The sequence below is a fragment of the Planctomycetota bacterium genome, from assembly GCA_038746835.1.
GTDB lineage: Bacteria > Planctomycetota > Phycisphaerae > Tepidisphaerales > Tepidisphaeraceae > JBCDKH01.
The window spans coordinates 1-9,011 of record JBCDKH010000153.1 but is presented as its reverse complement, the minus strand read 5'-3'; the positions used below and the strand labels follow the sequence as shown (position 1 = coordinate 9,011).

The window sequence follows — 9,011 nt, the reverse complement described above, 5'->3', positions numbered from 1 at the left end:
CGTCCTGACCTTCGCACTCGTCTTCGTGATTCTCTGCGTCGCCGTCGGCAGCAAGGAGCGGGGGCTGATGGCCGGCATCGCGATCGGCGGGACGGTGGGAATCTGCGCGCTCGCCGCCGGGCCGGTGTGCCGGGCGTCGATGAACCCCGCCCGCTCCATCGGCCCCGCCATCGCGGCCGTCGATTTCCAGCACCTGTGGCTCTACTGCGTCGCACCGATCATCGGGGCGGCCTTGGCAGTGCTGGCGTGGACGTACATCTATCGGCACCCGAAGCCGGGGCGCGAGGTGCACGTCGTTACGACGCCTGGCAGTTGAAGAACGAGCGGCACGCCCGCCGTCATCCCGAGCGCAGCCGAGGGACCTCGTCTGGTCCGGCACCGGATCGAGGCGAGGTCCCTCGACTCGCTGCGCTCGCTCGGGATGACGGAGCGGGGCCTGCTAGCGTCGTAGCATGGTCGAGCCCATCCGCGTCGCGTTCGTGTGTGTCGAGAACGCCAACCGATCCCAGATGGCCGAGGCGTTCGCGCGGATGTGGGGGCGCGAGCACGACGTCGCCGTCGAGTCGCTGTCGGCCGGGTCGAAGGGTGGAGGCGTCGTCAACCCGAAGGCCGTCGCGTCGATGCAGCGGCTCGGGTACGACATGCAGGCGGAGGGGCATCAGAGCGTCCACGTCGACACGCTCGTCGGGACGAAGCTCGACGCGGCCGTGACGATGGGGTGCGGTGATGCCTGCCCGCACCTCTCGGCCGACCGGCACCTCGACTGGGCGATCCCAGATCCAAAGCACCTCGACGAACCGCAGTTCGACGAGGTGCGTGATTTGATCCAGTCGAAGGTCGATGACCTGCTGGAAGAAATCAGAAGAAGCCGGTCTTCATCATCTTGAGCACCACCGGCCCGCCCATGACCAGGAAGCTGGCGGGGAAGATAAAGAGCACCAGCGGGAACGTCAGTTTGACGCTCGCCTTGGCCGCCTGTTCTTCGGCGTCCTGCTGGCGCTTCACACGCAGCGAGTCGGCCTGAATGCGAAGGGCCTTGGCGATGCTCGTGCCGAAGCGCTCGGCCTGGATGAGCATTGCTGCCAGCGCCTGCAGCGGCGGGTAGTCGGTGCGGACGCCGAGGTTGCGGAGTGCCTGCTGTCGGGCGACGCCGATGCGGGTTTCCATGTGACAGATGGCGAACTCTCGGCTGATGGTCGGATGGGCCAGGCCCAGCTCGTCGCCGACGCGTTGCATGGCGGCGTCGATGGTCAGGCCGGCCTCGACACAGACGACCATAAGGTCGAGTCCATCGGGCAGACCCTTGGAGAGTTCCTTCTGGTTCTTCTTGACGCGGAGTTTGAGCCACATGGCCGGAGCCATGTAGCCGATCAGTCCGCCGGCACCGAGGCCGGTGGTCAGGTCGAACATGCCGGCCATCGACATGAGCAGTCCGAAGCCGACGCCCAGCAGGCCGAGACCGACGCGTGCGGCGAGGAAGAGTCGCGGAGCGTCGGCCTGGTAGATGCCGGCGCGGATCAGCTTGGCCTTGAGCTTGTCGCCCCGCTCGTCGCCTTCGCCGGCGAAGTAGTGCGTGAGCTTCTTGGTGAGCTTGCGGAAGTTGTCGCCGAACTTCTCCGTCAGACCCGCCATGCGGCCAGCCCGGACGGTGGAGAGATCACGACGCAGACGCTGGCGGACGCGGGCGTCCTCCTGGCCTGCACTAACGAGGCGGATCGCGCCGTAAGCGGCGCTGGCGACACCCAGGCCGACCGTGGCGGCGAAGGCACCTGCGAGCATGACGTTCGGATCGTTCATAGCAGTCGTTGTCGAGTGGGAAGCGTCGTGCTCAAATCTTCACGGCCGTGATCTTGCGGATCACGATGAGGCCCAGGACCGACAGCCCGATGGCCGCGCCCAACAGGCATCGTCCCTTAAAGGTGTCGGTCAGAATGCTCGTGTTGTCCGGGCTCATGAGGTAGAGCAGGACAAACATGATCATCGGGAACGCGGCCAGGATGTAGCCGGTGAATCGGCCTTCGGCGGTCTTGGCTTTGGTCTGGTTAGCGAGCTGGATGCGCTGCCGCAGCAGGCCGGTGATGTTGTCCAGCACCTGGGCGAGGTCACCGCCCGTCTGTCGCTGCACGAGCACGGCCGTGACGAAGAAGGCGAAATCACCCGACTCGATGCGATCGGTCATCGCCTTGAGCGCGTCTTCGGTGGACGTGCCGAGGCTCATCTCGTCGTGGCATCGGCCAAACTCTTCGCAGAGCGGCGCGGGCAGCTCGTTGCCCATCATCTGCAGCCCGACCGGAAAGCTGTGACCGGCACGGAGGCTTCGGCCGAGGAAGTCGAGGCCATCGGGAAGCTGCTCGCTGATCTGACGCTGACGCTTGAGGCGAACGCGAGCGAGCCAGATGAACGGCACGTAGCCGGCCGCAAAGAAGCCGATTGCTCCAGCCAGCAGCGAGCCGCGCATTGCGAACATGACGAAGCCGACGACACCGCCGCAAGCGGCGCAGATCGTCAGGAATCGTTCGACGCTCATGTCCGGGAAGGACTGCTTGAGCGACGACTCGAGCTCGTTGGTCAGGCTGAATCGGCCGAGGATTTGGCGGATGGTCGACTGCTGATCGCCGCCGAGGAGCGTGGGCTGGCCGTCAACGACGGTCGCGTTGCCGCCAGCAGCCTGGCCGGCGAGGCGCTGACGCATGCGATGCTTGCCGAGCACACCCTGCAGGCCGATGCCGGCGGTCCACCACGCGGCAAGACCAACACTGGCGGCGAGCGTCAGGGCAAAGAGAACTTGGAGCACGAGTTCAACGGTCATCGGTCGTGGGTTTGGAAGTCGTGCTTAGAAAGTGAGCGTGCGTGCGGCGAACATGTCGCTGGGCAGCTTGATGCCGCGGTACTCGATGCGCTGTACCGCCTGCGGCCGGATGCCGTGGCACTCGAAGTCGCCGTGGGCGTTGCCGTCGAGGTCGACGCCTTCCTGCTCGAAGGTGAACAGGTTCTGCATCTGGATCGTGTCGCCTTCCATGCCGCCGATCTCGGAGACGTAAGTCACCTTTCGGCGTCCGCCGGCGAGTCGGCTGGCCTGGACGACGATGTCGACGGCGGAGCAGATCTGCTGGCGAAGCGCACGCGTCGGGATGTCGTAACCCGCCATCGCGACGAGCACTTCGAGACGGCTGAGGGCGTCACGCGGCGTGTTGGCGTGGATGGTCGTCATCGACCCGTCGTGACCCGTGTTCATGGCCTGAAGCATGTCGATGGCCTCGGCACCGCGCGTCTCACCGATGATGATGCGGTCCGGCCGCATTCGCAGACAGTTCTTGACGAGGTCGCGAGCGGTGACTTCGCCCTTGCCCTCGATGTTGGCGGGACGTGTTTCAAGTCGGACGACGTGCGGCTGCTGTAGCTGAAGCTCGGCCGCGTCTTCACAGGTGATGACGCGTTCGCCCGACGGGATATAGCGCGACAGACAGTTGAGCAGCGTCGTCTTACCCGAGCCGGTACCGCCTGAGATCAGGATGTTGCAACGTGCTTGGACCGCCGCACTCAGGAAGTCCATCACCACCGGTGGGAAGGCCTGGTAGCGGAGCAAGTCTTCGAGCTGCAGTGGCTTGGAGCCGAAGCGACGAATCGAGATCGAGCTGCCGTCGAGGGCGAGCGGCGGGATGATAGCGTTGACGCGGCTGCCGTCGGGCAGACGGGCGTCGACCATCGGGCTCGTCTCGTCGATGCGACGACCGACGCCCGCGACGATGCGGTCGATGATCTGGCGAAGGTGCTTCTCGTCACGGAAGACGGTCTCGCTGACGGTGAGCCGGCCCTTGCGTTCGACGTAGATCTGGTCGTGGCGATTGACGAGGATGTCGCTGACGTCCTTGTCCTTGAGGATCGTTTCGAGCGGGCCGAAACCGAAGGTCTCGTCGAGCACCTCTTCGATGATGCGGCCCTGCTCGCTGCCGGAGATGAGCGCGGCCTGCTGGCTGGCCATCTCACGGACGATCTGACTGACTTCCTTACGGACCAGCTCGGGCTTCATCTTGCGAAGCGCCGTCATGTCGAGTCGCTCGACCAGCTGCTTGTGGATCGTTCGCTTGAGCTGGTCGAGTTCCTGTGTCCGTTCGTCGGCGACGGGTCGGATCATCGCCGGACGCGCTGGTGCGGGCGTCGCGGCAGTCTTGTACGGCGTCTTGGCCGCTTCAGGCACGACCGGTGCCGTCGTCGCCGGAGCGGCCGAGGCGCCGCCGAACAGCGACGACGTGGCCTGGGGCGCGTCGTCCTTCTTGGGCGGCTCGGACTCTGCGGGTGTGACCGGCGGCACGTCCATCGGGGACGACTTGTCGTCGGCCTTGGGTGCGGCGTCCGGGTCCGGCTTGGCCTGCGGAAGGCTGCGCAGAGCCTTCTCATCGATGACGCCGCCGGACGGATTGTTGCTGGTGAAGAGGCCCATAGGTCAGTTCGTTTGCGGGTTCAGGCGAGTGATGACAGACGGGCTATGCAGCCTTCTTCAGCGGTGCGGCGACCTCACGCGTGGCACGCAAGTCGTCGGCGATCTTCTTGAGCGTCACGCTCATCTCCGCACGCGGTGCACGGCACACGGCCGGTTCGCCGTAGTTGATCGCGGAGATGGCGGTCTTGAAGTCGTTGGGAATCAGGTAGTCGATCTCCAGACCCAGTGCCCGCTCGACCTCGCCGGGGGCGATGTCGCTGCCACGCTTGACGTAGCGGTTCACCAGGACGCGAATCTTGCTCGCCTCCACGCCCATGCGACGCAGGGCCGCGACGTAGCGCTCGGCGTTCTTGGCACTTGGCACGTTGAGCTGCATCGTGAGCAGCGTCACGTCGCTGGCCGCGACGGCAGTCGAATAGATCGGGTCGAGGCTCATCACCGAGTCGATGACGACGTACTCGAACATCCGGCCGAGCAGCCCGATGAGCTTCTGGAAGCCCGCCTGCGTGACGCGCTGCGTCTCCTCGATCATGTCCGGCCGGGCCAGGACCATGAGCTCGGTGTTGCCGTGGGTGACGAGTGCGTTTTCGATGACGCGCTGGTCGATTCGCTCGCTCGACTCCATGACGTCTGCGATCGTGTACGACGCGCGGACGTCAAAGGCACCGGCGACATCGCCGCGGCAGAGGTCGAGATCGACCAGGACGGTCTTCTTCCCAGCCTGGGCGAGGCTGGCGGCGACGTTGCAGGCAACAGTCGTGCTACCACAGCCGCCGGTCGTCGGAACGACGCCGATGATGCGGGCTCGCTCGCCGCCCGCGTGGGCGTCGCTGACACGCTCGAAGGCGTCCTTGAGGACCTGCTCGGTCATCGGCAGCGGGATGAACTCCCGCACGCCGAGACTCATGGCTTTCATGAGCAGCTGCGGGTCGAGCACCTGGCTCATGACGAAGAACGCGCTGTTCGGGTAAGTCCGTGGAAGCTGGCTCATCTGTGCCAGGACGTCGCTCGACTCGGGGTCGAGGTTGACGAGCACGACCTGCGGCTCGTCGCCAAGCTTGAGCGCGGCCTCCATGGAGGCGACGTCTTCGTAGGTCGCCGCGACGCTGACCCCGTAGCCGCTGAGCACGGAAGCGAGCTCCTGGCGGTTCTGCGGGTCGGCGTCGACGATGACGGCTGTGATCTGAAGAAACATGATCGGTGGCTTGGCGTGAAGTCGGTCCTCGGTGTTGCCTACGGGCAACGCGTCGGAGGTTGATGGATCTCTCGGTCCCGATGCGGGACTGTCATTGCTTCGGCCGATCGGACCCGTCACTTCGGGTCCGGCGAGATTCACTCGGTCGGCTCGACAGGCGTGAAGGCATAGCTGGTCTTGAGGGAGCGTCGCACGGGGGCGTTGGGCCCGCGGGCACGGTTGTCGGACCCGTCGACGTCGGCGTCATCGGGAAGGGACACACCCGCGTCGCCGCCGAGCTGGCCGAAGACGAACAGGTCGATGTCGCCCGGCTGCTCCCAGGTCTCACCCGGCAGCGGGCCGACCTGATCCGGGTCGAGCGGAGCGACGAGGCGCGGCGTGATCAGGACGACCAGTTCCGTCTCCTCACGCTGGTAGCGGACGCTGCGGAAGAGCGCTCCGACGACCGGCACGTCGCCAAGGAGCGGCACGGCCGACTTGCTGGCGGTGATGTTGCTGCGGAGCAGACCGCTGATCGCCAGACTCTGTCCGTCACGCATCTCGACCGTCGTGGCCGTGGTGCGGGTGCGAAGGCCGGGGACGCGAGTGCCGCCGATGGAGAGCGCGATGGTGTCGTCCAGGTCGCTGACCTCCGTGCGGAGCTGCATGCGAATCCTGCCGTCACCCAGGACGACGGGTGCGTAGGCGAGGCGAATGCCGAAGTCGCGATACTCGATGGCGATGCCTTCTTCCTGCGGAACAGGAATCGGGTACTCGCCGCCCGCGAGGAACTCGCCCTCTTCGCCGCTAGCAACGATCAACTCGGGATCGGCCAGGACGCGAAGCAGATTGCTCTCGCGAAGTGCGTTGATGTAGTAAGCCAGCGGGTCGCCGTTGTTGGTGGCGAGGCCGAAGATCTGAGCGCCCGTGTTCGGGTCGGGAATGCCCAGGCCCGTGACGGCACCGGCGGTGTCGCGGAAGAAGGCCAGCGGGCTGATCTGCCCGATGCGGCTGCCGGCGACGGTGCCCTGGCTGTCGGTAAAGCCGAAGTTGACGCCGAACTCCTTGCCGGCGGTGCGGGTGACTTCGGCAAAGCGGATGCGGAGCGCGACCTGCTGTCCGCCGGCCATCTCCATGAGGTTCTCAGGCTGGGCGAAGCTTCGGACGATCGTCATCGCACGCTCGGCCTCGTCGGCGTCGCGAGCGCGGCCATCGACACCGACCATGCCGCCAAGATCGACCAGGCGGATCTGCGTGCCGGGAATCAGCTCGTCGAGCCGCTCCTGGATCGCACGAAGGTCAGCACTGCTGCGAAGCAGGACCGTCTCACTCTGGTCGTTCTCGTCCCAGAAAACGACCTGCGTCGTACCGGGGCGCTTGGCAGTGACGAGCAGCTCCTGCGCACCCAGCGGACGAACGTCGGCCAGATCGTCGCGACCGATGGCGACCCGCGTGTAAGGGCGGCTGGTGCGGACGATGCGGCTGTCGTTGACCGTCACGCGAATCTGGTCGTCCTCGATCTGATCGGGAGCGATCAGGCTCGTGTCGACCTCTTCGGCGGCATCTGGGACTTCTGTCACCTCGACGACGTCGGCCTTAAAGGTCATGCCCGACGGATTGAACGACTTGACCATCTCGGCGATGCTGCCGAGGAGGCCTGTCGGTTCGGGCGTGACGACTTCCGGAAGCTCTTCGCTGGTGGCGAGGAACGGATTGTCGACATCGACCGGGCGCGTCGTCGGAGCGTCATCGGGAGCGGCCGATGCGGTCACACCGGTGAAGCCCATGGCAGCCACGGCAGCGGCGATGAGAATCCGGCGAGCGTGGCCGGCATGGCGGAGGGTGGTGGTCGAACGGGTCACGGTGCTTGGGGTCAGAGAGTCAGCCGAAGCGATCGGCGTGGAAGGCTGTGGTGTGGCGACGCGAAGTGCGGTGCTACTTGGGATTCAGACGGCTTACTTCTTGTTCTGGTCGGACTTCTTGGAAGACGGCGGAACCACCTCGACGGAGCTCACGCCGCCGCGGATGATCTCGACCGTCCGCGGCTTGGCCGGACGCGGACGAACCGTCGGACGCGGATCGGGCTGGGTCTTGGGCTGGGTCGGGTCGGCAGACGGGGCTTCCGGCTGCTTCTGGACCGACTCGTCACCCTCGGCCGACGGCACGTCCGTCGACGGTGTGGCAATCGGGTTGAGGTCGATGCCGGCCGCGCCGACGATCTTGGCACCGCCTGCCTTGTCGATGACGACTGGTGCAGCGGGCTCGGTGTCAGTGGAGACCGTCGACGGCTCCCACTCGTAAGGCTGTTCGTCGTAGTTGCCGCCCCACGGGTCGAATGCCTGCGGGTCGTCCTTCTTCAGCCCGGCCAGCTCGGCCAGGGTCAGTCCGGTGAACGGTGACAGTTCGCGATCGCCGCCGCCACGCAGGACCAGACGCGGGCGACCGCTGGCAAAGGCCAGGTCGATTCGCGCCGCCTGCTCGGGCGTGACCATGAGCGTGATGTCACGGCCGCGATCTTCGGGGTTCTTGTATGGGTCGTCCTCGTCTTCCACCGTCGCCTTGGGTGCGTCACGGAAGACGCCGCCAACGGCAAGGACCAGGACGTCCTGTGCGACGGTGCGGGCGATGGTGTCCGACTCGGCAGAGACAGTCGCGACGATGTCGACGCGGCTGCCGGCGAGCAACATGCCCTTGAGGCCGTGTGCAGAGTCGACCTGAATGCTGATCGCCCGCATGCCCGGCTGCACGAGTGCGGCCAGACCTTCGGGCGTCTCTTCTTCTGCCAGGTGCAGCGCCATGACGGGCTGGCCGGCAGAGACCGGGTGGGTCAACACGCGCGGCCGAGCCGTGCCGTCTTCGCCGACGGCCTCGACCAGCGAGCTGATGTCGGCGAATGCCGACGACGGAGTCGAGCCGCTTTCGACCTTCATGAAGGTCAGGTCATCGGCCGTCAGTGCATAGCCGGCGGGAAGATCGCGGGCGGCGACGACGATCTCGTCGAAGTCGACAGCGGCGATCTGCTGCACGGGGCCGTTGCCGGAGCTCGAAACGAGCATCCAACCGATGCCGGCCGCGGCGAGCCCCAGGACACCGGCAGCGCCGATCGGGGCGAATTGCTTGATTTTGTCGACGTTGATCTCGGGCATCGGTCGTTTTGGCTTGGCAGAGCGGGTCTGCGGAATGGCAGGCCGTTCGCCTGCTGGTGTTGGCGACTGGGCCACCTCGGAAGCTGCCGAGGTGTCGAACCCGTCCGCCTGCTGCGTCGGTCTGACCCGTTGGCCGGTTGAGGCCACGAATGCCACGAAACGCAAAAACAAGCGCGAGACGGGTTCTCGGACGTTGACCTGTCCGAAGCGCAAAAGACCGCCGGCCGGTGACGCGTCACGTCACCGGCCG

The 9,011-nt window shown here is 66.0% G+C and carries 8 protein-coding genes; 2 read left to right on the top strand and 6 right to left on the bottom strand.

The genetic code is table 11. From position 1 onward, the window contains the following. Positions 1-316 (top strand): aquaporin (locus AAGI46_13225; GenBank protein ID MEM1013167.1); only part of this gene is annotated, 316 nt, incomplete at its 5' end. A 136-nt stretch (positions 317-452) separates the two neighbouring features. Further along, entirely contained in the window at positions 453-887 is a 435-nt protein-coding gene (locus AAGI46_13220) for an arsenate reductase ArsC (protein MEM1013166.1), read from the top strand. Here AAGI46_13220 and AAGI46_13215 read toward each other — a convergent pair. The 6 genes from AAGI46_13215 to cpaB all read right to left on the bottom strand — a co-directional run bounded on the left by AAGI46_13215 (position 859) and on the right by cpaB (position 8,761). Continuing rightward, entirely contained in the window at positions 859-1,797 is a 939-nt protein-coding gene (locus tag AAGI46_13215; GenBank protein ID MEM1013165.1) for a type II secretion system F family protein, read from the bottom strand. The genes AAGI46_13220 and AAGI46_13215 overlap by 29 nt on opposite strands. A gap of 31 nt (positions 1,798-1,828) precedes the next feature. Continuing rightward, entirely contained in the window at positions 1,829-2,809 is a 981-nt protein-coding gene (locus tag AAGI46_13210) for a type II secretion system F family protein (GenBank protein MEM1013164.1), read from the bottom strand. A gap of 24 nt (positions 2,810-2,833) precedes the next feature. Beyond that, the gene (locus AAGI46_13205) at positions 2,834-4,441 is read right to left on the bottom strand and encodes a CpaF family protein (GenBank protein MEM1013163.1); all 1,608 of its coding nucleotides are present in this window, start codon (positions 4,439-4,441) and stop codon (positions 2,834-2,836) included. A 43-nt stretch (positions 4,442-4,484) separates the two neighbouring features. Continuing rightward, a complete protein-coding gene (locus AAGI46_13200) occupies positions 4,485-5,636 on the bottom strand; it encodes an AAA family ATPase (protein MEM1013162.1) in 1,152 nt (383 codons plus the stop codon). Positions 5,637-5,773: 137 nt separating this feature from the next. Next, complete coding sequence (locus AAGI46_13195; protein ID MEM1013161.1) at positions 5,774-7,477, bottom strand: type II and III secretion system protein family protein; 1,704 nt, start codon at positions 7,475-7,477, stop codon at positions 5,774-5,776. Between the two features lie 93 nt (positions 7,478-7,570). After that, positions 7,571-8,761 carry a Flp pilus assembly protein CpaB gene (cpaB, locus tag AAGI46_13190; GenBank protein ID MEM1013160.1) on the bottom strand — a complete coding sequence of 397 codons (1,191 nt, stop codon included), beginning with the start codon at positions 8,759-8,761 and terminating at the stop codon, positions 7,571-7,573. Positions 8,762-9,011 lie beyond the last annotated feature (250 nt).